The sequence below is a fragment of the Ottowia sp. oral taxon 894 genome, assembly GCF_001262075.1.
Classification (GTDB): Bacteria; Pseudomonadota; Gammaproteobacteria; order Burkholderiales; family Burkholderiaceae_C; genus Ottowia; species Ottowia massiliensis.
In genome coordinates, this window is record NZ_CP012073.1 from 88,188 (window position 1) to 110,233 (window position 22,046).

Here is a 22,046-nt window from a genome sequence, read left to right on the forward strand (position 1 = left end):
GTTGAAAGCGCGGCATTTTTAGCTACTCTATCCATAGCATGAGGTCCTAGTGGATATTGCGCAAGGCGGCATTCAAGGCCCTTGAATTTGCTCCTGTTTCTGATGTGGCTGGGCAGGCGCGGCCAATCGGCTTTTCGTTCTGGCGGAGCATCAGGAGCAAGGCAAAAAACCGCCGGAAGCGGTTTGGTCAGCGGCGGCCATAGATGCGCCGCCCTATAAAAAAACAATAAAAAATTCGTTTGAGTTTGAAGGCTTCGTTGTGACACTTGCGGGCCTCGGGCGCCCAGCGCCTGTTTCACGTTTTCAAAGGCCCCCCATGAAAAAGCTCAAGCTCATTGCCTCCGCCCTCGTTCTGGCCGCTGCTGGCGCGGCCCATGCCGAAACCACGCTGCTCAACGCCTCCTACGACGTCACGCGCGAGTTCTACCGCGACTACAACGCCGCCTTCATCAGGCACTACAAGCAAAGCACGGGGCAGGACATCCGCGTCGATCAGTCGCACGCCGGCTCCAGCACGCAGGCGCGCGCCGTGGCCGACGGGCTGGAGGCCGATGTGGTCACGATGAACACCACCACCGATGTGGACTTTCTTGCCGCCAAAGGCGCCGTAGCCGCCGACTGGCAAAAGCAGTTCCCGCACGAAGCCGCGCCCAACACCTCGACCATGCTGTTTCTGGTGCGCAAGGGCAACCCGAAGAACATCAAGGACTGGGACGATCTGACGCGCCCCGACGTGAAAGTGGTTGTCGTCAATCCCAAAACAGGCGGCAATGGCCGCATGGCCTATCTGGCCGCCTGGGGCCAGGCGCGCGCCAAGGGCGGCGACGACGCCAAGGCCGCCGATTTTGTGGCGCGGCTCTACAAAAACGTGCCCGCGCTGGCGCGCGGCGGACGCGACGCCACGGGCATGTTTTTGCAACGCAACGTGGGCGATGTGCTCATCACCTTCGAGTCCGAAGTGGTGTCGGTAGAGCGCGAATTCGGCAAGGGCCGCGTGGAAGTGGTCTATCCCTGGGCCAGCATCGTCACGGAAAACCCCGTGGCCGTGGTCGAGCGCACGGTGAAGAAAAAAGGCACCGCCGCACAAGCCAAGGCGTATCTGGATTACCTGTATTCCGACGAAGGCCAGGAAATTGCCGCCAAACACGGCTTGCGCCCGCGCAACGCGGACATTCTGAAAAAGCACGCCGACACCTTCAAAAACCTGAAGCTCTTCACGGTGAAAGAGTATTTCGGCTCGCTGGGTGAAGCGCAGAAAGTGCATTTCAACGACGGCGGCCAGTTCGACAAGCTCTACCAGCCTGCCGGCAGGTAATTCTTACTTGGGAGATGAATATGAGAGTTAAGTCATTCGTATTGGTTTTATTAATTTCTTTGATTGGCCATGTGAATGCTCAAGACAATCTTGAAACTAATGATGAGAACTTTATTCCACCTTATTTAAAAGAGTATAAAAAATCACTGGCTGAGAGTGTGCCTGAAATTGAGGCCAAAAGATATAAAATGAATGGAAAAAAATTGCAAGGTGATGATATACCAGATGCAGATGCATTGAAACACATGAGGAGGGCTCGCCGCTTGAGTGAACTGGCAACAGAAATAGAAAATGAGTTTCCATTAAGATTTTCTGGCGGAGATGTTGATGATGCACAGATTGGCGAACCAGTCTTGCATATATGGATCAAGGGACTAAATGAGAAAGAAAAGAAAAATATTGAAGAGAGATTTTCTGGTGTTATTTTTGAATCCTCTCTCTATAATAAGAAGGAAATAAGTGCTATGAACTCAAGGATCGCCAATAAAATTTGGGATTCTGGCATCAGAGGTTTAGTGGGGGTAGGATATGACACCATACAACAAAAATTTATTATATTTACGGAGCCGCAAGCAATAGAATCTATTAGAAATATCATTCAAGGTGATGGCGAGCTTAGTAAAATCCTATTTTATTTTAAAGTTTCTAGCCCAATGAGTGCGACTGCATCGCCAGATCTCTGGGCAGGAATGCCTTTAAGAAATACAACTCAAGCTGGCTTATCCTATAGAGGTATCACTTGTACGGCTGGGTTTAATGTGGTTGGCGGAATTTTTCCATTCACTATCATAGCTGGGCATTGCGGCCAGGCAGGGGACAAAATGGATACACAGAAGTTTGGTTGGTTCGGTGGAGATTTTTATGGAGCCATTTCAAATACAGTTTTCATGTCTGGCGATAGGACAGATTATGGAATTATTGGGAACGATAATTTTAAGCATAGTACCCCTGGTAAATATGTATACATTATTAGTCCAACTTATTCTGGATCACCTGTATACTGGAGAAGTGAAATCAGAAGAGAGGGATTAATAGTTGGAAGCAAAAATCCTTCAGTTCATGAGCAATACTGTGCTGCCGGTGCAGTCAGTGGGTGGAAATGTGGAAAAACTACTACTATCAATGCGACATATTTTTACAATGGAAGGCAAATAAGAAATCTTTCGTCTTTATCTGTGTGTAGTAAGCCTGGAGATTCTGGCGGCCCAGTAGTAACAGGAAACACGGAAAGAGGTGGAAATTTAGCAGTAGGTATTGTTGTAGCCAGTACAGATATATGTGCATTCACTGGATCTTTCGGTAGCGTACCTGCTCCTATTACTGCATTTGTTCCAATTAATTTTATACTTGAAGAGTATAAAGTAGAATTAGCAAGCATTTACTAATATAATTACTTAATATATAGGTATATTTATGCGGCCCCGTAAAACGGTTCGCGTGCTGCCTGGCTTCGGCCTGACGCTGGGCTACACGCTGCTTTATCTGGGCCTGGTGGTGCTGATGCCGCTGGGCGCGCTGCTGGCTTATTCGCTTTCAATGAGCTGGGGCGATTTCTGGGCCACGGTGTCCGCGCCGCGCGTGCTGGCGGCATTCAGGCTGACGTTTGGCGCTTCGCTGGCGGCGGCGCTGGTGAACGTGGCGGCGGGCCTGCTGCTGGCCTGGGTGCTGGTGCGCTATGAATTTCCGGGGCGCAAGCTGGCTGATGCGCTGGTGGATTTGCCCTTTGCGCTGCCCACGGCGGTGGCGGGCATTGCGCTGGCGGCGGTGCTGGCGGGCAATGGCTGGGTGGGGCGCTGGCTGGAGCCGCTGGGGCTGGAGCTGGCGTTCAAGCCGGCGGGCATCGTGGTGGCGCTCATCTTCATCGGGCTGCCCTTTGTGGTGCGCACGGTGCAGCCGGTGCTGCAAGAGGCGGAAAAAGAGCTGGAAGAGGCCGCCGCCTGCCTGGGCGCGACGCGCTGGCAGACGTTTCGCCACGTCATCTTTCCGGCCATTGCGCCTGCGCTGGTGACGGGCTTTGCGCTGGCGTTTGCGCGCGCGGTGGGCGAATACGGCTCGGTCATCTTCATCGCGGGCAACATGCCGATGGTTTCCGAAATCGCGCCGCTCATCATCATCGGCAAGCTGGAGCAGTACGACACGGCGGGCGCCGCTGCCGTGGCCACGGTGATGCTGCTGATTTCCTTTGCCATGCTGCTGGCCATCAACGCGCTGCAAGCCTGGGGCCGCCGGCGCAAGGGAGAGGCCGCATGAGCGCGTCCGTGAAACCGTCCGCATCTGCCGCGCCTGCATCTGCCGCGCCCGCCGTTCCCAAGCGCGTGCGCACCACCGAGAGCGCGCCCGTGCGCTGGCTGCTCACGGCGCTGGCGCTTAGCTTCATGGCGCTGTTTCTGGCGCTGCCGCTGGCGGCCGTGTTTGCCGAGGCGCTGGGCGCGGGCTGGCAGGCTTATGTGGAGGCGCTGCGCCAGCCCGACGCGCTGGCCGCCGTGCGGCTGACGCTGCTGACGGCGGCCATTGCCGTGCCGCTGAACCTGGTGTTTGGCGTGGCGGCGGCCTGGTGCGTGGCGCGCTTCGAGTTCCGGGGCAAGCCGTTTCTCATCACGCTGATCGACTTGCCTTTTTCCGTCTCGCCCGTGGTGGCGGGGCTGTGCTACGTGCTGGTGTTTGGTGCGCAAGGCTGGCTGGGGCCGTGGCTGGCCGCGCATGACATCAAGGTCATCTTCGCCGTGCCGGGCATCTTGCTGGCGACGGTGTTCGTCACCTTTCCCTTCATTGCGCGCGAGCTGATTCCGCTCATGCAGGCGCAAGGCAGCGACGAGGAGCAGGCCGCGCAGGTGCTGGGCGCCAGCGGCTGGCAGACCTTCTGGCACGTGACGCTGCCCAACATCCGCTGGGGCCTGCTGTATGGCGTGATCCTGTGCAACGCGCGGGCAATGGGCGAATTCGGCGCCGTCTCGGTCGTCAGCGGCCACATCCGGGGGCAGACCAACACCATGCCCCTGCACGTGGAAGTGCTCTACAACGAATACCAGGGCCAGGCCGCCTTTGCCGTGGCCAGCCTGCTGGCGCTGCTGGCGCTGGTCACGCTCGCGCTCAAAACCCTGGTGGAGTGGCGCCACGCCAAGGAGCTGCAAGACGCCGCCGCCCTGCCCGAACCCGCCCCACCCGCCGCCCCGCCCGCTGAAAGGACTGCGCCATGACCTGCCGCCGCGCCCTCGTTCACGCCTCGGCCGCCAGCGCCCTGTGCCTGGCCGCCATCGCCGTCGGCAAATACCTGCCCCCCGGCTGGGCCGCCGCGCTGCTGCTGGCGGGCGCGGCGTATGGGCTGCTTGGCGCATGGCAGGCGCGCGCAGGGCTTCAGAAACAGGAGCAAATTGAAGAGGCCTGAAACGGCCTTTGCCGCAGACCTATCTTGAGATCATGCTATGAAACCGGGAGCAAAAAAACCGGCTTCATGGCCGCTGGCAGACACACACCCGAAACACCCATGAGCATCGACATTCAGCACATCAGCAAGCAATTCGGCAACTTCCAGGCCCTGAGCGACGTCAGCCTGAACATCGGCAGCGGCGAACTGGTGGCGCTGCTGGGGCCTTCGGGCTGCGGCAAAACCACGCTGCTGCGCATCATTGCCGGGCTGGAAAGCGCCGACACGGGGCAAATCCTCTTTGGCGGCCAGGACACGACCGATGTCCACGTGCGCCAGCGCGGCGTGGGCTTTGTCTTCCAGCACTACGCGCTGTTCCGGCACATGACCGTGTTTGACAACGTGGCCTTCGGCCTGCGCGTCAAGCCCCGCAAAGAGCGCCCGGATGAAGCGCACATCCAGGCGCGCGTGCACGAGCTGCTGCAAATGGTGCAGCTGGACTGGCTGGCGGGCCGCTACCCCTCGCAGCTCTCGGGCGGGCAGCGCCAGCGCATCGCCCTGGCGCGCGCGCTGGCCGTCGCCCCCAAAGTGCTGCTGCTGGACGAACCCTTTGGCGCGCTCGATGCCAAAGTGCGCAAGGAACTGCGCCGCTGGCTGCGCCGCCTGCACGAAGAGCTGAACGTCACCAGCATCTTCGTCACGCACGACCAGGAAGAAGCGCTTGAAGTGGCCGACCGCGTCGTCGTCATGAACAAAGGCCGCATCGAACAGCAAGGCACGCCGCAAGAAGTGTGGGAGCACCCCGCCAGCCCCTTCGTCTACGGCTTTCTGGGCGACGTGAACCTCTTTCATGGCCGCGCCAGCGGCGGCCAGATGCAAGTGGGCGACTGGCAACTGGCCGCGCCCGACGCGCCCCACGCCGCCGACGCCGAAGCCCTGGCCTTCGTGCGCCCTGCCGACCTGGCCGTCAGCGCCGACGCGCCCGGCGCCAGCGGCCTGCCCGCGCGCCTGGACCGCGCCCTCGTCATCGGTCCCCTGGCCCGGCTCGAACTCAGCGCCCTGGAGCCGCGCGGCCAGATTCTGGAAGCGCACCTGCCCGTCGCCGAATGGCAGGCGCTGGGCCTGAAAGAAGGCGACGCCGTGCGCATCAGCCCCCGCCGCGCGCGCGTGTTCGTCAACATGGCCGACGATCCGGCGGCCATGATTTGAGAGTCTGTTCCGGGCGCCAGCTCCCGATTTGGCCGCAGACGCGGCAGCGCGGGTGTGAGAAAGCGGGCCGGAATAAGGAGCGCGGGGAGAAGCAGCAGTGGCTTTTTTTGCTCATCTATTCATAGCGGGATGTCCTAGTGGAATCAGCGCTGAACGGCATTTCTGCCCCGCAAATTTGCTCCTGTTTCTGACGCTTTCCTTGTAGCAGTCCAGCCAGCGCGGGTGTGCTGGCGCTGCGGTAGTCGAGTGCAGGGTTGCATCTTCTACTCGCGGCCCGTTCGTGCCAAACCGCGCTCGCTGGCAGTTTCTGAGTCGGTCACGCCAGTGCCTTCTCCAGAGGGTGCCGCCTGGCATATTCCCGTCCGCTGGCTGTTGCGCGCGGAAATGGTCTTTGGAGGCATCGCCAGTCCCGCCGCAGAAAACCTTTCCGCAAAGCTGCGGCTGACAATCCGCAGACTCTGTGGACCCGTTCCTTTTTTCCACCACCCAAAGGAGAGCTTCAATGGCACACGTTTTCGTTTTTCTCACCACTGGCTTTGAAGAAATCGAGGCCCTGGCCACGGTTGATGTGCTGCGCCGCGCGCAACTGGACGTGCAGACCGTCTCGCTCACGGGCGAGCGGCAGGTGACAGGCGGCCATCAGGTCACGGTGCAGGCCGACGTTCTGTTTGAAATGGCCGATTTCAGCGCCGCGCAAATGCTCGTGGTGCCTGGCGGCACCGTGAAGTACGCCGAGCATGACGGCCTGAAGCAGCGGCTGCTGGCTTTTGCGCAGCAAGGCGGCAAGGTGGCGGCCATTTGCGCCTCTCCTGCACTGTTGGGCGGCATCGGCCTGCTGCAAGGCAAGAGCGCCACTTGCTACCCCGGTTTTGAAGACCGCCTGACTGGCGCGCGCCTGCAGGCGGGCAGCGCCGTGGTTGTCGATGGCCTTGTCACCACGGGCCGAGGCCCCGGCCTGACGCTGGACTTCGCTCTGGCGCTGGTGGAGCAGCTGGCTGGCAAAGCCAAGCGCGACGAGGTGGCCGGGCAGCTGCTGCTGGCGCACTGACCGCGCGCGGTTTGGCCCATGAAAAAGGCCGGCAAAGCCCGGCCTTTGAAGAAATCAGCGCGGTTTGCGCTCTTCGGCAGGCGGCTCGTCCGCCTGCGGCTTTTTCTTGTATTTGGGCGGCAGCGCCATGCGCAGGAACAGGCCCGCCATGGCGCCTGCGAGGACGCCAAAGAAAATGCCGATGACCAGCTCGCCTTCAGCGCGGCCATGCGCCCAGCCGACGAGCGCGCCGATGATGATGCCCAGGGCCAGCCAGATTTCAGTTCGCATGGACCAGTGCCTTTCGCTTGCGGATTGGAAAAAAGGGGGGAAAAAAACAGATAGCAGGATAGGAAAGCGCGCGGCGGATTATCCGGGCTGCGCGTTCCTTTTTCTGGCTCGCGGCCCCGTTTCCGGCTCTGGCGGCGGGAGCCTGGCGAACCGGGGCGGCCGTTCAGATCCAGTCTTGCGCCTTCACCTTTTCGGATTTGCCGCGCAGGCGGCTCAAGGCGCTCAGGTAGGCCTTGGCGGCGGCGATGACGATGTCCGGATCGGCGCCCACGCCATTGACCACGCGGCCCGCGTGTTGCAGGCGCACGGTGACTTCGCCCTGGCTTTCGGTGGAGCCGCTGGTGATGGCGTTGATGGAAAAAAGCAGCAGTTCCGCGCCGCTGTTCACTTGCGATTCGATGGCTTTGAAGGTGGCGTCCACGGGGCCGTTGCCTTCGGCGCTGGCGCGGCGCTCCTGGCCGTTTTCGGTGAAGACGATGCTGGCGCTGGGGCGCTCGCCGGTTTCGCTGCGCTGGGCCAGGGAGACCAGGCCGTAGGCTTCCTTGCCGGGCGTGACGCTTTCGTCGCTGACCAGCGCGAGGATGTCCTCGTCGAAGATTTCGCTTTTGCGGTCGGCCAGTTCCTTGAATTTGGAGAAAGCCACGTTGATGTCGCTTTCGCTGCCAAAGTGCACGCCCAGCTCGTCCAGGCGCTGCTTGAAGGCGTTGCGGCCGCTGAGCTTGCCGAGCACGATTTTGTTGGCCGTCCAGCCCACGTCTTCGGCGCGCATGATTTCGTAGGTGTCGCGCGCCTTGAGCACGCCGTCTTGGTGAATGCCGCTGGCGTGCGCGAAGGCGTTGGCGCCCACCACGGCCTTGTTGGGCTGCACTGCAAAACCCGTGGTCTGGCTGACCATGCGGCTGGCGGGCACGATCTGGCGGGTGTCAATGGCCACGTCCAGCCCGAAGTAGTCGCGCCGCGTTTTCACGGCCATCACCACTTCTTCCAGCGCGCAGTTGCCCGCACGCTCGCCCAGGCCGTTGATGGTGCATTCCACTTGCCGCGCGCCGCCTATCTTCACGCCCGCCAGGCTGTTGGCCACGGCCATGCCCAGGTCGTTGTGGCAGTGCACGCTCCAGATGGCCTGGTCGCTGTTGGGCACGCGCTCGCGCAGGTTGCGGATGAACTGGCCAAACAGCTCCGGTATGGCGTAGCCCACGGTGTCGGGCACGTTGATGGTGCGGGCGCCTTCGGCAATGGCCGCTTCAATCACGCGGCAAAGAAAGTCCGGGTCGCTGCGGTAGCCGTCTTCGGGGCTGAATTCCACGTCGGCGCACAGGCTGCGCGCCAGCCGCACCGACTGGCGGGCCTGCTCGAGCACTTGCTCGGGCGTCATGCGCAGTTTTTTCTCCATGTGCAGCGCGCTGGTGGCGATGAAGGTGTGAATGCGCGCGCGCTGCGCGCCTTTCAAGGCCTCGGCGGCGCGGGTGATGTCGCGCTCGTTGGCGCGCGAGAGCGAGCAGACGGTGGAGTCTTTCACCGCCTCGGCAATGGCCTTGACGCATTCAAAGTCGCCCTCGCTGGCGGCGGCAAAGCCGGCCTCGATCACGTCCACGCGCAGGCGCTCCAGCTGGCGGGCGATGCGCAGTTTTTCATCGCGCGTCATGCTCGCGCCGGGCGATTGCTCGCCATCGCGCAAGGTGGTGTCAAAAATGATGAGTTGCTCGGTCATGGGTTTTCTCCTTGTAGATGCCGAAAGTTGGAAAAACGCATCCGCCAGACAAAAAAACGGCCCGCTGCGAATGCATGCGGGCCGTTTTGCGGAAATGGGAAAAAAGGATGCGCCGTGGAAAAGCTGCCGTCAGCTTCCCAGGCGCGCGCCCATGCCGCCGCCCGCGCGGGGCGCTAGTAGCAGGCAAAGGGCGCTGTGGAACATGGCGGCGGAATGTAGCACAGCGCTTGTCCCGGCTTGCCTGGCCTGGCTTGCACATGCCCGGCGGCTTCAGCCAATCAGAAACGGGCTGCCCGTGACGGGCGTGCTGGGCACGGCGAAGTCTTGCTTGGCCATGATGCCCGCCCGGTACGCGGCGCGGCCCGCCTCGATGGCCTGGCGGAAGGCGCCTGCCATGCGCACCGGGTCGGGCGAGTAGCTGATGGCGCTGTTGAGCAGCACGGCGTCAAAGCCCATTTCCATGGCTTGCGCGGCGTGGCTGGGCGCGCCAATGCCCGCGTCGATGATGAGCGTGGCCTCAGGCAGGCGCTCGCGCAGCAGGCGCAGGGCAAAGGGGTTTGTGAGGCCCTGGCCGGAGCCGATGGGCGCGCCCCAGGGCATGAGCAGCGGGCAGCCCGCATCCAGCAGGCGGCGGCAGGTCACCAGATCGTCCGTGCAGTAGGGAAAGACGGTGAAGCCTTCGCGCACGAGTTCGGCGGCGGCGCGCACCAGCTCCTGCGGGTCGGGCTGGAGGGTGTAGTCGTCGCCGATGACTTCCAGCTTGATCCACGGCGTGCCGTACAGCTCGCGCGCCATGTGGGCCAGCTGCACGGCTTCGCGCGCGCTGGCGCAGCCGGCGGTGTTGGGCAGCAGGCGCGCGCCGGTTTCGCGCAGGGCCTGGCGCACCATGTCGATGAAGCCGTTGTCGCTGCCGCTGGCCGCCGTCTGGCGCTTCAGGCCCACGGTGACGATCTGGCTGCCTGCGGCGCGCATGGCTTCGCGCAGCACGGCAGGGGACGGGTAGCGGGCGGTGCCCAGAAGAAAGCGGCTGCTGAAGGCGATGTCGCCCACGCGCCAGAGGTCTTGCGGTGTCTGCATGGTGTGTTTTTTGCGTTGCTGATGGAGAAAACCTGTTTGCAATCGGCCCGCAGGCGCGAAAAGCGCGGCTCCGGGCAATTTGCGGCGCCTGATTTTCCGCAGCCGCAATTGCCGCCGCCGCAAGCGGGGGCGTTCATCTCCACGCGTTGCGCCTTCATTCACAAAAGCACAAAAGCGCGCGCCTTGTTCGCCAGCGCGAGGGCTGTCTTTAACTAAAACAGGAGCAAATTCAGGGGCTTTGAAACGGCGCTTGCGCCCTTTCCATTAGGACCTCACGCTATCAATCAAGGAGCAAAAAAGAGAACAAAAATGGCTCTGAAGGCGGCCTTTTTCTGCAAGCCTTTCAGCCCAGCAGCAGCTTGTCGTCGTCCACCGCTTCGCCGCGCACGCGGCTGAACATGGCGAGCAAATCGGGCACGTCCAGCGCGGCGCGCTCGGCGCCGCGAACGTCCAGTACCACCTGCCCCTGATGCAGCATGACGGTGCGCGTGCCGTGGTCCAGCGCCTGGCGCATGGAGTGGGTGACCATGAGCGCCGTCAGGCCCTGGCTTTGCACGATCTGGTCGGTCAGCCGCAGCACGAAGGCGGCGGTTTTGGGATCGAGCGCGGCGGTGTGCTCGTCCAGCAGCAGCAGGCGCGAGGGCTGGAGCGAGGCCATCAGCAGGCTCACCGCCTGCCGCTGCCCGCCAGACAGCAGGCCCATGCGGTCGGTCAGGCGCGCTTCCAGCCCCAGGCCGAGCGTGGCGAGCTTGTCGCGAAACAGCGCGCGCTGGCTGGCGCGCACGGCGCGGCGCAGCAGATGGCGGCGCTGGCCGCGCTGCCAGGCCAGCGCCAGGTTTTCTTCGATGCTCAGGCTCTCGCAAGTGCCGGCCATCGGGTCCTGGAACACGCGGGCCACTTGCGCGGCGCGCTGCCAGGCGGTTTTGCGGGTGACGTCCTGGCCGTCGATGATGATTTGGCCTTCGTCCACCTTCAAGTCGCCGCTGATGGCGTTCAGAAAAGTGGATTTGCCCGCGCCGTTGCTGCCGATGACGGTGATGAATTCGCCCTCGTCAATGGTCAGGCTCAGGCCCCGCAGCGCGTGGTTTTCGATCACCGTGCCGGGGTTGAAGGTTTTGTGCAATGCCTTGGCTTGGAGCATGGCGTCAGCCCTTTGCTTGCGGTGCGCGAGATGATGGTGACGATGCAGGCGCGGCGCGGCGCGGCCACAGCCGCGCCTTGATCTTGGGCAGCACCAGCGCCACGGCCACCAGCGTGGCCGTCACCAGGTTCAGGTCTTGCGCTTGCAGGCCGATGAAATCGGCCTCCAGCGCCAGCGCGATGAACAGGCGGTATGCCAGCGCGCCCAGCGCCGTGGCCAGCGTCACCACCCAGATCAGGCGCGCGGACAGCAGCGTCTCGCCAATGATCACCGCCGCCAGGCCAATGACGATGGTGCCCACGCCCATGGAAACGTCGGCCCCGCCCTGCACTTGCACATACAGCGCGCCGCCCAGCGCAATCAGCGCGTTGGACAGCGCCATGCCCCCCAGCGTGAGCCGCCCCGTGGGCACGCCCTGCGCGCGCGCCATGCGCGGATTGGCCCCCGTGGCCCGCAGCGCCAGCCCCGTTTGCGAGGCAAAAAACCCGTCCAGCCCCAGCTTGACCGCCAGCACCACCAGCCCCAGCGCCAGCGGCCTGGCCCACATGGCGTTGTCATCGGTGAGAAAGGGCGAGAAAACCGAAGGCTCGCCCAGCAGCGACAGATTGGGCGCGCCCATGATGCGCAGATTCACCGAATACAGCGCAATCATCGTCAGGATGGAAGCGAGCAGCTGCATGATGCCCAGCCGCACGTAAAGCCAGGCCGTCAGCAGCCCCGCCGCCGCGCCCGCCACCGCCGCCGCCAGGCAGGCCAGCCACGGGTTCCAGCCCGCCACGATGAGCACCGCCGCCGTTGCCCCGCCCAGCGGAAAGCTGCCATCGGCCGTGAGATCGGGAAAGTCCAGAATGCGAAACGAGAGCAGCACCCCCAGCGCCACCAGCGCGAAGATGAAGCCCATCTCCAGCGCCCCCATGAAAGAAAACAGCGACATGGCGGCCTTACCTCGGCAGCGGCGCGGCGCCGGTCAGTGAATGGGGCATGGCAAAACTCGTGGGCAAAAGCATGAAAAAGCGCCGCGCCATGAAAAACGCCAGCGGCAAAGGCTGGCGGCGCGCGCGGCAAACAAAAACGGGGCGGATTTTAGGGCGCGGCATGCCCGCGCGGCGTGCGAGAGGGGCCGCAGAAATCAGGGCCTGTTTGCAATCCATCCGTGGGCGCGCAAGCACAAGCCAGAAGCGCAGGCCGGGTGAAAGGCTGCGTCACGGCACGCACGCCTCATCCGCCCCCAGCTTCGCCCTGCCCGTTTCAGACACGGTCATTGCAGGCCACAGGCCGCTGGCTCGACTCAGAAGCCGCCTGTTGCCCGGCAGATAACATCAGAAAAAGGAGCAAATCGAAGGGTGTTAAAATGAAGCTTCGCGCAGTTTCCACTAGGACACTATGCTAGTGATATAGGAGCAAAATACTTGCCTGTCTCCAGCTTGCGCCTAGCCCTTCTTTTCAGAGCCTGCTTGCAATCTGACCGTGAGGGTCAAACGGGCTTTACGGCCCAATGGCGCAGCACAGCGAGGATTGGCAACACGCCGCAGACCGCCCGAATCCACGCTTTTTGCGCCCACGGGCGGACGGTAAACAACCCTCTCAAGCCAGCAGCGCCTGCGCCAGCTCAGCAGCGGCTTCTTGCTGGGCGGTTAGTGCTTCAGGGATGACGCGGCCAAACTGGATGAAGCCGTGCACCATGCCCCGGTACAGCTCCAGCTGCACGGGCACGCCCGCCATGCGCAGTTTGTCGGCGTAGGCCAGGCCTTCATCGACCAGCGGGTCGCATTCGGCCAGGGCCAGCCAGGCGGGCGCCACGCCTGCCACGTCGTCATGCAGCAGGGGGGCAAAGCGCCAGTCGGTGCGTTCGTGCGGGGCGATGTAGTTGCCAAACAGCCAGGAAATGGCCGCTTCGGTCAGCGGCGGCGCGTGGCGCAGGCGCTGGTGTGATTCGGTGTCTTGATGCGCCGTTGTGCCGGGGTAGATCAGCAGTTGCAGCGCCAGCGGCAGGCCCTCATCGCGTGCATGGATGGCCGCCACCGCCGCCAGGGTGCCGCCCGCCGAATCGCCCCCCACAGCCAGGCGCGAAGCATCCAGCCCCAGGGCCGCGCCTTCAGCGGCCAGCCAGCGCAGCGCGTCCCACACGTCATGCACGGCAGTGGGAAAGCGGTGCTCGGGCGCCAGGCGGTAGTCCAGCGCAAGCACGGCCACGCCGCTTTGTGCAGCCAGTGCGCGGCACAGGCTCTCATGCGTGGCCACGCTGCCCAGCGTGAAGCCGCCGCCATGCAGATACAGCAGGGCGGGCAGCGGCGGCCCTTCTTCAGCCGGGCGGGGTGCGTAAAGGCGTGCGTGCAAAGCGGCGCCGTCCCGGGCCGGGATGCGCACATCCTGCACGCGCGGCAGGGGCGCGGGGGCAATGTCCAGCACGCCCGCATTGCGCTCATAAAAGGCGCGCGCCTGTGCAGGCGGCAGGCTTTCGAGGGGCGGGCGGCCTGCACGGCCCATGCGTTCCAGCAGGGCGCGCATGGCAGGGGTAAGTTGACGGGGCAGCACGGTTTCTGAAATCGCGGATGGCGTGGCGGTCATCCGATGATTTTCATGCCCGTCAAAAAAAATCGTTTTCCGGAGCGCGCGCGACCCTGCGCTTCATTGGGTTTTGAAGGGCATTTTGTCCGCTTCACATGCAAGCTGCTGAACGGAAAGCGGAACGCGGCCATCAGCTTGCCGGCTCCAGAACAAAATAGATTACCAAAGCATCTTCCATCTGCCCTGGATGCGTTTCCGACATGGCGATGCCGAATATCTTTCTGTTCCACATGAATCCGCTCTCGAACAAGGCAAGAATATTCAAATCATAATCGAACAATTCCGGCCCATCAAAAGGCAACGATTTGCTGCCATGTTCGAGCACCCAATTGGAAAAATTTTTTCTGATCATGTCGGGAGTCGCATCCGCCGCTACTTTGAAAAAGCGCGGTGGATATTCCGAACTGACATGATATTGGCTTGAAACGAAGTCGCGCACATGCTGCTTCAGCGCGCGGGCTTGAGGCAGGTCTTCAGAGGCCGGGCTGGAATAGGCTGGCGCAGGAAATGATGACAGAAAATTTTCAGCGGCATGAGAGGTCAGCATGGCTGCGCTCCACAAGAAAAGAAAAAAAACGGCCCCAAAGCCAATGGATCCGCATGAACATCTGTCAATGATTTTCATCATATGCCTGACATAAAGATGGGCTGAATCACCAGTCTGATCAGCCTTCAGTTTTGAACCCCCAGCGCCCGCCAGGAAGCGGCGGCGTGGCGCCGCTGGCGTGGGGGCCGCTCAGTTTGACTTCAATAACGTCAATGTTTTTGCATCCCTATACGAGTCCATATGCGATTCAAAATGAATGCGGCCTTTTTATATCGAGGGAACGGGCGTCACTTCAATCAACCGTTCAATTCATTTTTGCTGGCTCTTGCGGCGGCTCTTCGGGCGGTGTTTCGTGATAAGGCCGCGCAGGCACAGCCACTTGCTGCGAGCCGGCGCGCCATTGGCGCAGGGCGCGCTGAAATAGCAGGCTGTTGGGCACTTTCAGCACGGTGCCTTCGCGGCCATTGCCGCTTTCCTCGAGCGTGGTGTAGATCAGGTTGATGTCTATCACGCGGCCTTTGAGGCCGGCTTTTTCGCCGTTTTCAAGCACTTCGATGCGGTCATTCAGCCTGAATATGCCGGTGGTGAATATCAGCAGCGAACAAAAAATGTTGGATAGCACGCTCCACGCGGCAAAAAAGGCCACGGCGGCCACGGCGGCAAAGCCAGTGAAGGCGCTCCAGAGCACCGCGCCCGATACGCCCAGGCGCTCCAGCGCCAGCAGCCAGGCGCTGCCATACACCACGAAAGTGAGCAGGCGGCGGGTGATGAAGTTGAATTCGGCGGGCAGGCGGTAGCGCTCGGCCACGCGGTTCGTCACGCGCCGCAGCAGCCTTTGCAGCAGTACGGCTCCAATGGCAATCAGCAGAATTTGCAGCAGCGGCAGCAGGCCCCGCATCCATTCCCGCAGCGAAGCTGGCAAGGTGGCGAGGTATTCATTCCAGAGGTAGGTCATTGCTTGTGTCGATGAGGTATTCGCCAGCGCGGCGCGCGGCGGCTTTTTCTGCCAGGCGGCGGATTGTCAGGCTGCGGCGCAAAAAACGGTGCGCAGCGTGGCCTGGCCCGCCTGCCTGCCTTGGCGCGCGCTTGCTGGCGCAGCAGCGCCAGCAACACATCCCACACGCCGCGCTAACGCCAGCGGGCAAAGGTGTTTGCAGACCTGTGGTAGTCCCAGGGTAGCGCTCGCCACTGGCTAAAGACAGCCTCTGAATGGCTCCGGCCTTGCCATGTTGCTGGGCGTATAAGTTTTGTGCGGTGACGCTTGTGATCTTCAAGCGCTGCGGCAGCTTGGTGGGGCTGCGCGGATCGCGAGCGGTTTTCTGGCGCACGCTGAAAGCGCGTCATGCGTTTCACAAAGCCTACCGCTGCCAGCCGTGCAGGCGCGCGGCACAATGGGGCGCTTGATGGTGCGCTGGGCCGTGCGTGCGTTTCTGCGGCCTGCTGCGCCGCCTATCCCACTTTCGCAGGAGATTTCTGAATGACAAAAACCGTCGCCGATGTCATGAAGCTGGTGAGCGAAAACGAATGCAAGTTCGTTGATTTGCGCTTCACCGACACGCTGGGCAAAGAGCACCACACCAGCGTGCCCGTTTCGGCCTTTGATGAAGACAAATTCAGCGATGGACATGCCTTTGACGGCTCTTCCATCGCGGGCTGGAAGGGCATTGAAGCGTCTGACATGCTGCTCATGCCCGATCCGGCCACCGCCTTCATCGACCCCTTCTTTGAAGAACCCACGCTCGTGCTCACCTGCGACGTGCTGGAGCCTGATGACTGCAAGGCTTATGACCGCGACCCGCGCTCCATCGCCCGCCGCGCCGAGGCGTACCTGAAAGCCAGCGGCGTGGGCGACACGGCCTATTTCGGCCCCGAGCCGGAGTTTTTCGTGTTTGACAATGTGCGATGGGGCACCGAGCCGAACCACACCTTCTACCAAGTGGACTCCTACCAGGCGCCGTGGAACAGCGGCACTGACATGGAAGGCGGCAACTTCGGCCACCGCCCCTGCGTCAAGGGCGGCTACTTTCCCGTGCCGCCCGTGGACGGCGCGCAAGACATGCGCGCGCAAATGGTGCTGATTCTCGAAGAGCTGGGCATCCCCGTGGAAGTGTTCCACCACGAAGTGGGCGGCGCGGGGCAAATGGAAATCGGCACCCGCTTCAGCACGCTGGTCGAGCGCGCCGACTGGACGCAGCGCATGAAATACGTCATCTGGAACGTGGCCAGCGCCTACGGCAAAACCGCCACCTTCATGCCCAAGCCCTACCACGGCGACAACGGCAGCGGCATGCACGTGCACCAGTCCATCTGGAAAGGCGGGCGCAACCTGTTTGCGGGCAATGGCTATGCGGGCCTGTCAGACGATGCGCTCTACTACATCGGCGGCATCATCCAGCACGCGCGCGCGCTCAACGCCATCACCAACCCCACCACCAACAGCTACAAGCGCCTGGTGCCGCACTTTGAAGCGCCCGTGAAGCTGGCCTACTCGGGCCGCAACCGCTCCGCCGCCATCCGCATCCCGCACGTCAGCAGCGACAAGGCGCGCCGCGTGGAAGCGCGCTTTCCCGACCCCATGGCCAACCCCTACCTGTGCTTTGCCGCCTTGCTGATGGCGGGGCTGGACGGCATCGAAAACAAAATCCACCCCGGCGAAGCCGCCACCAAAGACCTCTACCACCTGCCGCCTGAAGAAGACCGCCTGGTGCCCACCGTGTGCCACAGCCTTGACCAGGCGCTTCAGGCGCTGGATGCTGACCGCGCCTTCCTCACCAAAGGCGGCGTTTTCACCAACAGCATGCTCGATGCCTTCATCGAGCTGAAAATGCTTGAAGTCAATCGCGTGCGCGTGCAAGTCAATCCCGTGGAATACGACATGTATTTCTCGCTCTGAGAACCTGTTCAAGGTCCGTTCAAGGGCATGAAAAGCGCGGCCAGGCCCTGAGCGGGTTCTGGCGCGCTCCGGCTGCGCCCCAGCCGCGCAGGGAAAGGGCAGCGCCAAGGACGGCCCGCGCTGTCCTTTCCCTTTTACAAATTTCCGGCTTGTTGAAACAGGCTGTATCAACGATACTTTGTGAATTCCCTCATTCGAGATGAAGGCCGCACCCATGAAACAACCCATTGCATATGCCTGTTTTCTTGCCGCTCTGGCCTGCGCCGCCATGGCCGCAGCGCCAGCTGCCGCGCAAGACCGCATCTACCGCTGCGGCAATGAGTACACCAACGGCAAGGTGGACAAGCGCAAGGACTGCAAGCTGATCGAAGGCGGCAACGTAACGGTCATCAGCGGCTATCGCGCCCCCGGCAATGCCGCCCCGCGCGCCAGCGGCGGTGGCGGCAGCAGCAGTGGCGGCGGCAGCGCATCCGCCGCTCCCCGCAATGATTCGCCCGCCCAGCGCGCGCGCGATGCCGATGCGCGCGCCATTCTTGAAAACGAGCTACAACGCGCCGAGAGCGTGCAGGCCCAGCTGGAGCGCGAATACAACAATGGCCAGCCAGAAAAGAATGCGATTGAAATGCGAAACCCCGCCTTCTATAACGACCGCGTCAGCAAGATGAAAGACGCCATTGACCGCAACAAGAGCGACATCGAAGGCATACGCCGCGAGCTGGCGCGCTTCCAGAAAGGCTCGTGATGCCGGCTCATTGAAACGCCCTCGGCAAACGCCCGGAGAATCATCAGATTTGAAGGGCGTTTTTTCATGCTCTTTAGCCTGTTTTGCGGCGTCCTCCCCGGACGAATATCGCAGTTTGCAAGCCAGAGAAAGATAGCGCCCGGGTGCATTCAATCGGCGGCTGGCGAAGTCATCACGGAGCAAGAGCGCTTCCAGAGTAGAAGAAACTGCCCGGATGGCTGCCATAAAAGCACTTGCCAGCTAGAGAGCAGAAGGCGCGGCATGAAGGAGGCAACAAGCAAGGCGGATTAACAGCATTGGCTCCAATCTTTATATTGCATAGCATCCCCGCCATTCTGAATCAGTATTTTGATTGCATGTTTGCGAACGGTTTTCCCGTGGCGATGAAGGCGGTAATTTAAAGGGGGCAATTTCATTCCCTGCATAATGGTTGGCGCGCTTGAACAGGATTATCGCGCTGATGGTAAGGCGCATTTTTTGTGCGCGTGATCTATGCAAGACCCCAGAGCAAGCTGCTTATTAACCCAAATGCGCTATATAGACAGACCCGTTTTATTTTTATGGCGCTTCTTCTGTGCTTTATGGAGAGAAAGAAATCAGAAAAAGGGCACAGGACTGCGCGGCAGGTCTGGCAAAGCTGCTGCGGCAGCTGGATGGATAATCAAAAAGAGGAGCGAATTTGGGCATGCCAAAAAGGCGCTTGCGCCCATTTGACTAGGACGTATAGCTATAAATAGAGGAGCGAAATTCGAGCCGGGAATAAGCCATTGAATGCGTCTGGCGCTTCGCCATGCCTGCGCGCGTGATGGTCTGGCTGCGCTGGATGGCGGGGCGGCTGGAAAAGAAAAGGGCTGCTTTCAGGCAGCCCTTTTTCATGTGGTGAGACGCGTCACGCGCCGCCGCTGCCTTGCTGGAGCGCGCGTTCGCGTTCGCGCATCTGTACGCAGACGGCGTGCCGGCCCATGCCCGGCTTGCTGCATTCCTGTTGCAGGCAGATGGAGCGGGCCAGGAACTGGCGGCCTGCGCAGGCTTGCGCGGGAGTGGGCGGGGGCGGCGCAACGGGTGTGGGAGCTGCCGCAGGCGGCGGCTCAGGCAGAGGGGCGGCGGCGTGCGCGGGCGCCGTGGCGGGCCTGGGCGCGGCTGCCCGGCGGTTGCCTGGCGGCAAGGTTTTGCGGTGCTCAAGGCGGGCAGCCGGCTGGGCGTGAGCCGTGGCGGCAGGCGTTTCGACGGCAGGCGCAGGGGCCTGCTCTTCATCGGCGGCTTGGCTGGCGGTTTCGCCGTTTGCTGGCGAAGGTGCGGCGCTGTCGTCAGGTGCAGGTGTGTCTGGCGCGGCTGCGTCTTCAGGCGCCGGGCTGGGTGCGGGTTCGGGAGCAGGTGTTTGTGCGGCGGGAGCAGGCGCGGGCGGCGGAGGGGGCGTGGCTGCTGCCGGGGCGGCAGCTTGCAGGGCAGGGGCGGGCGCCGCGTTGCGGGCGGCGTACTGCTGCGTGATCCATGCGCTGGCCAAGCCCGCGCCCAAAGCCAGGCACACGATGAGCACGAAGGGCCAGGGCGAACGCTTGGCGGGCCGGGCGGCGCGCCTGCTGCCGCTGCGGCGTCTGCGCCTGCGTTTGCGCTCTGGCTCGTAGTCCATGACCATGGTTGCGGGCGAAAGCGGGGCGAGCAGCCCGGCGCATTTGCCGCAGTATTTGGCGGTTTCGCGGTTGGGAGCGCCGCAGTTGGGGCAGAAGATGGTGCTCATGGCAAGGCCGTCATGGCAGGGGGCATGGCGAAGGGCAAGAGACGGCGGGCGGTTCAGCGGCGCGCGTGAAGACCAGATCCCACACGCCGTGGCCCAGGCGCAAGCCGCGCTGCTCGAACTTCGTCAGGGGGCGGTAGGCGGGCCGGGGGGCGTAGCCGCTGGCCGTGTTTTGCAGCAGGGCTTCGGCGCTGAGCACTTGCAGCATTTGCTCGGCGTAGGGCTGCCAATCGGTGGCGCAGTGCAGGTAGCCGCCGGGGGCCAGGCGCAGGGCCAGCTCATGCGCGAAGGCGGGCTGGATGAGGCGGCGCTTGTTGTGGCGCTTTTTGTGCCAGGGATCGGGAAAGAAGATGTGGATGCCGTGCAGGCTGCCGGGGGCGATCATGCTTTCGAGCACCTGCACCGCGTCGTGCTGAAGGATGCGGATGTTGTCCAGCCCTTGCTCGCCCATGAGCTTGAGCAGCGCGCCCACGCCGGGCGCATGCACTTCGCAGCCGATGAACAGCGTTTGCGGCATGAGGCGGGCGATGTGCGCCGTGGCCTGGCCCATGCCAAAGCCGATTTCAAGCACGGCTTTTTCATAGCGTTTTTGGCCGTTTGCGCTGGCGCAGGCTGAAAAGCTTGCTATCAGATCCGTAGTGGCCGGATCGAAAGGCAGCACATAGCGCGGCCCCAGCTCGGCCAAGGCGCGGGCCTGCCCGGTGGTAACGCGGCCCGCGCGGGTGACGAAGCTGCGGATGGCGCGGGGGCGCGCCGCGCTGACGGGCGCGCCAGCCTCATCAAGCGCGCCAGGCGCAGCGGCGGCACGGGTTTCGGGCAGAGCGGTCACGGCGTGTCGTGTTCCGTGGGAGCTGCTGCGCCGCTGGCTGGCGGGGTGCCGCCCAGCGCGTGGGCCAGTGCGGTTTCAGGCGTGATGGCGGGTGTGACGGAAGAAGCGCTGGCGGCATCTTGCGGCTTGGCCTTGGGCCGCTTGCGAGCGGGTGCGGGCGGCTGCGCGCGCGAGTAGGGGCGCAGCACGTTCACCAGCTGGGCATAGACGCGCGGATTGCCGGCCAGGCATTCGCGCGGCGTGATGAAGTCGGCCTCGCCCGTGAAGTTGCCCACCAGGCCGCCCGCCTCCGTGACCAGCAGCGCACCGGCTGCGGTGTCCCAGGCTTGCAGGCCAGTTTCAAAAAAGCCGTCGGAAAAACCAGCGGCCACGTAGGCCAGGTCCAGCGCGGCTGCGCCGGGGCGGCGCAAGCCGGCGGTGCGTTTCATCATCTCGGCCATGATTTGCAGGTAGCCCTGAAAGTCGTCACCCTTGCGGAAGGGAAAGCCCGTGGCGACCAGGCAGTCGCCCAGCTGCGTGCGGCGGCTCACGCGGATGCGGCGGTTGTTTAGATACGCGCCGCGCCCGTGCGAGGCCATGAACAGGTCATTGCGCGAAGGGTCGTACACCACGGCCTGTTCCACGCGCCCGCGCACGCTCAGCGCGATGCTCACGCAATAAACGGGAAAGCCGTGAATGAAATTGGTGGTGCCGTCCAGCGGGTCAATGATCCAGACGTGATCCGACTGGCGGTTGCCCCGCTCCTGGCCCGACTCCTCCGCCAAAATGCCGTGCTGCGGATAAGCCGAAAGCAGCGTTTCAATGATGGCGTTTTCGCTCGCGTAATCCACCTCCGTCACGAAATCATTCACCTGCTTTTGCGACACGCGCACCGCCTCCACATCCAGTGCCGCGCGGTTGATGATGGAGCCAGCGGCGCGGGCGGCCTTGATGGCGACATTGAGCATGGGGTGCAGGGAAAACGACATAAGGAAAAGAAACGCGGAAAAACGCTGGCGCTGGCAAAAGCGGCTGATTTTCTCATGGCAGCGCTGCCTGCGCAGCCAGATCAGGCAGCCATTGCCCGCCCGTTTCGTGCCCTGCGGCCACGGGCAAAGGCGGCGTATTGGGCGTCAGCGGCTGCCCCGTGAGCGACCAGCGGTGGCGCAGCGCGAATTCAAACCCGGGTGCAGCCTGGCGGCAGGCAATGTCCTGCCGGGCGAAATCGGGCGCGAAATCCGCGCACGGCAGCCCCGCCGCGCCCAAATGCCCGCCGCCCGCAGGCAGGGCAGGGCGGCCCTCCACCGCCGTGGCGTAAAAGGCGTGCAGCGCCCCATCTGGCAAACGCAGCAGCAAAACGTGCAAGCTTGCGCCCTCCGGCAGTTGCGCGCCCCTTGGCAGCGCGGGCGCCTCGGCCCAGCGATAGCGGCCAGGCGCCAGATTCGCCACGTACAACCCTTGCGCAGCAGCCAGCTCTGCGGCAGGCCGGGCGGACATCACCTGCCAGCCAAGCCAGCCAAAAGCCAGCAGCCCCAGCGCGGCCAGGCCCGCCACGGCGCGCGCCAGCTGCCGCCTGCGATACAGCGCCCTAGTCATTTTTGACAGCCGTCAATCACGC

22 protein-coding genes are annotated in these 22,046 nt (G+C 62.8%); 9 read left to right on the top strand and 13 right to left on the bottom strand.

Going from position 1 to position 22,046, the window contains the following annotated elements; translation table 11 throughout:
* Positions 1-316 precede the first annotated feature (316 nt).
* From ADJ79_RS00320 to ADJ79_RS00345, 7 genes are all read left to right on the top strand, one after another.
* Positions 317-1,315 (top strand): sulfate ABC transporter substrate-binding protein, encoded by a 999-nt coding sequence (locus ADJ79_RS00320; RefSeq protein WP_050714289.1) that lies wholly within the window; start codon positions 317-319, stop codon positions 1,313-1,315.
* Between the two features lie 20 nt (positions 1,316-1,335).
* The gene (locus tag ADJ79_RS13650) at positions 1,336-2,700 is read left to right on the top strand and encodes a S1 family peptidase (RefSeq protein ID WP_158241715.1); all 1,365 of its coding nucleotides are present in this window, start codon (positions 1,336-1,338) and stop codon (positions 2,698-2,700) included.
* 28 nt (positions 2,701-2,728) lie between these two features.
* Positions 2,729-3,565 (top strand): sulfate ABC transporter permease subunit CysT, encoded by an 837-nt coding sequence (gene cysT / locus ADJ79_RS00325; protein ID WP_050714290.1) that lies wholly within the window; start codon positions 2,729-2,731, stop codon positions 3,563-3,565.
* Entirely contained in the window at positions 3,562-4,512 is a 951-nt protein-coding gene (cysW, locus tag ADJ79_RS00330) for a sulfate ABC transporter permease subunit CysW (RefSeq protein ID WP_050714291.1), read from the top strand. The genes cysT and cysW overlap by 4 nt, the downstream gene beginning before the upstream one ends.
* On the top strand, positions 4,509-4,700 hold the full coding sequence (locus ADJ79_RS00335) for a hypothetical protein (RefSeq protein ID WP_050714292.1): 192 nt from the start codon (positions 4,509-4,511) through the stop codon (positions 4,698-4,700). The genes cysW and ADJ79_RS00335 overlap by 4 nt, the downstream gene beginning before the upstream one ends.
* Positions 4,701-4,799: 99 nt before the next feature.
* On the top strand, positions 4,800-5,888 hold the full coding sequence (locus tag ADJ79_RS00340; RefSeq protein ID WP_050714293.1) for a sulfate/molybdate ABC transporter ATP-binding protein: 1,089 nt from the start codon (positions 4,800-4,802) through the stop codon (positions 5,886-5,888).
* A gap of 502 nt (positions 5,889-6,390) precedes the next feature.
* Positions 6,391-6,936 (top strand): DJ-1 family glyoxalase III, encoded by a 546-nt coding sequence (locus ADJ79_RS00345; protein ID WP_050714294.1) that lies wholly within the window; start codon positions 6,391-6,393, stop codon positions 6,934-6,936.
* A gap of 54 nt (positions 6,937-6,990) precedes the next feature.
* Here ADJ79_RS00345 and ADJ79_RS00350 read toward each other — a convergent pair whose 3' ends face one another.
* The 8 genes from ADJ79_RS00350 to ADJ79_RS00395 form a co-directional block, all read right to left on the bottom strand.
* Positions 6,991-7,206, bottom strand: a complete 216-nt coding sequence (locus ADJ79_RS00350) for a hypothetical protein (protein WP_050714295.1) — start codon at positions 7,204-7,206, stop codon at positions 6,991-6,993.
* Between the two features lie 163 nt (positions 7,207-7,369).
* Positions 7,370-8,917, bottom strand: coding sequence for a 2-isopropylmalate synthase (locus ADJ79_RS00355; protein ID WP_050714296.1), 1,548 nt, complete (start codon positions 8,915-8,917; stop codon positions 7,370-7,372).
* 270 nt (positions 8,918-9,187) lie between these two features.
* On the bottom strand, positions 9,188-9,994 hold the full coding sequence (locus ADJ79_RS00360; protein WP_050714297.1) for a thiazole synthase: 807 nt from the start codon (positions 9,992-9,994) through the stop codon (positions 9,188-9,190).
* A 343-nt stretch (positions 9,995-10,337) separates the two neighbouring features.
* A complete protein-coding gene (locus ADJ79_RS00370; RefSeq protein WP_050714299.1) occupies positions 10,338-11,135 on the bottom strand; it encodes an ABC transporter ATP-binding protein in 798 nt (265 codons plus the stop codon).
* A gap of 4 nt (positions 11,136-11,139) precedes the next feature.
* A complete protein-coding gene (locus tag ADJ79_RS00375; protein WP_050714300.1) occupies positions 11,140-12,069 on the bottom strand; it encodes an ABC transporter permease in 930 nt (309 codons plus the stop codon).
* A gap of 650 nt (positions 12,070-12,719) precedes the next feature.
* Entirely contained in the window at positions 12,720-13,643 is a 924-nt protein-coding gene (locus tag ADJ79_RS00385) for an alpha/beta hydrolase (protein ID WP_156304253.1), read from the bottom strand.
* A 190-nt stretch (positions 13,644-13,833) separates the two neighbouring features.
* Complete coding sequence (locus ADJ79_RS00390) at positions 13,834-14,250, bottom strand: hypothetical protein (RefSeq protein ID WP_156303917.1); 417 nt, start codon at positions 14,248-14,250, stop codon at positions 13,834-13,836.
* A 304-nt stretch (positions 14,251-14,554) separates the two neighbouring features.
* A complete protein-coding gene (locus ADJ79_RS00395) occupies positions 14,555-15,205 on the bottom strand; it encodes a mechanosensitive ion channel family protein (RefSeq protein ID WP_082202743.1) in 651 nt (216 codons plus the stop codon).
* 522 nt (positions 15,206-15,727) lie between these two features.
* Here ADJ79_RS00395 and glnA point away from each other — a divergent pair.
* Both glnA and ADJ79_RS00405 read left to right on the top strand, forming a co-directional pair.
* Complete coding sequence (gene glnA / locus ADJ79_RS00400) at positions 15,728-17,143, top strand: type I glutamate--ammonia ligase (RefSeq protein ID WP_050714304.1); 1,416 nt, start codon at positions 15,728-15,730, stop codon at positions 17,141-17,143.
* Between the two features lie 214 nt (positions 17,144-17,357).
* Positions 17,358-17,885, top strand: a complete 528-nt coding sequence (locus tag ADJ79_RS00405; protein WP_253273833.1) for a hypothetical protein — start codon at positions 17,358-17,360, stop codon at positions 17,883-17,885.
* A gap of 714 nt (positions 17,886-18,599) precedes the next feature.
* Here the strand turns inward: ADJ79_RS00405 and ADJ79_RS14885 are convergent.
* From ADJ79_RS14885 to ADJ79_RS00430, 5 genes are read right to left on the bottom strand one after another with little or no spacing between them, the layout of a single operon-like run.
* Positions 18,600-18,761: a hypothetical protein gene (locus ADJ79_RS14885; protein WP_172673991.1), complete on the bottom strand. Its 162-nt coding sequence runs from the start codon at positions 18,759-18,761 to the stop codon at positions 18,600-18,602.
* Between the two features lie 13 nt (positions 18,762-18,774).
* Positions 18,775-19,623, bottom strand: coding sequence for a zinc ribbon domain-containing protein (locus tag ADJ79_RS00415; protein ID WP_050714306.1), 849 nt, complete (start codon positions 19,621-19,623; stop codon positions 18,775-18,777).
* Positions 19,624-19,633: 10 nt separating this feature from the next.
* Positions 19,634-20,449 carry a tRNA (guanosine(46)-N7)-methyltransferase TrmB gene (gene trmB, locus ADJ79_RS00420; protein ID WP_050714307.1) on the bottom strand — a complete coding sequence of 272 codons (816 nt, stop codon included), beginning with the start codon at positions 20,447-20,449 and terminating at the stop codon, positions 19,634-19,636.
* Complete coding sequence (locus ADJ79_RS00425; protein ID WP_082202744.1) at positions 20,446-21,417, bottom strand: inositol monophosphatase family protein; 972 nt, start codon at positions 21,415-21,417, stop codon at positions 20,446-20,448. Before ADJ79_RS00425 ends, trmB begins: the two co-directional genes overlap by 4 nt.
* A 52-nt stretch (positions 21,418-21,469) precedes the next feature.
* Positions 21,470-22,024 (bottom strand): hypothetical protein, encoded by a 555-nt coding sequence (locus tag ADJ79_RS00430; protein ID WP_050714308.1) that lies wholly within the window; start codon positions 22,022-22,024, stop codon positions 21,470-21,472.
* Positions 22,025-22,046: the final 22 nt, after the last annotated feature.